This is a genomic window from Bradyrhizobium sp. UFLA06-24, from assembly GCF_054967145.1.
Genome location: NZ_JADFUE010000216.1, coordinates 1 through 605, shown reverse-complemented (window position 1 = coordinate 605; position 605 = coordinate 1). Strand labels below are relative to the sequence as shown.

The window sequence follows — 605 nt, the reverse complement described above, 5'->3', positions numbered from 1 at the left end:
CGCCGCGAAGCTTGTCGCCATCATACCCTTTGTCGGCGAGGAGCACGCTCATGGGTGGCGCGAGCGCCAGGACATCGGGAGCCGCAGCGATATCGGCATCCTGGCCTGGAGTCAGATGCAGGACGACCGGCCGGCAGAGCGGATCGCTCAGCGCATGGATTTTTGTCGTGCGGCCTCCGCGCGAGCGGCCGATTGCTTGATTGTGCTCCCCCCTTTTCCGCCGGAGGCACACCGGTGAGCTTTAATCGAGGTCGAGTCGAGCGACAGTACGACGCCGTCTTCGCCAGGCTTGGCCAGCGCTTCGAAGATTGCGCACCATCGTCCTCGCTTGGCCCAGCGATTGAAGCGATTGTAGATCGTCGTGTAAGGGCCGTATTCACGTGGACAATCACGCCATCGTGCACCCGATTGCAGCATGTGAATGATGCCGCTGACGATGCGTCGGTCGTCGTCCCGATCCGGCCCCGTCAGTCCCCTCGGCAGATGCGGTTCGATACGCGCCCATTGCCTGTCGTTCAGCCAAAACAAACCAGCGCGCATTCTCTCGCCCCCGAATCAACACGTAGGCAAGAGAATCACGTGGCGCTATTTAGGTACAGACCCTA

Annotated in this window: 1 pseudogene; it reads right to left on the bottom strand. The window is 61.3% G+C overall.

The features are described from left to right. Positions 1 to 562 (bottom strand): annotated as a pseudogene (locus tag IF809_RS38710) (IS5-like element ISBj2 family transposase); the annotation flags it as partial. Positions 563 to 605 lie beyond the last annotated feature (43 nt).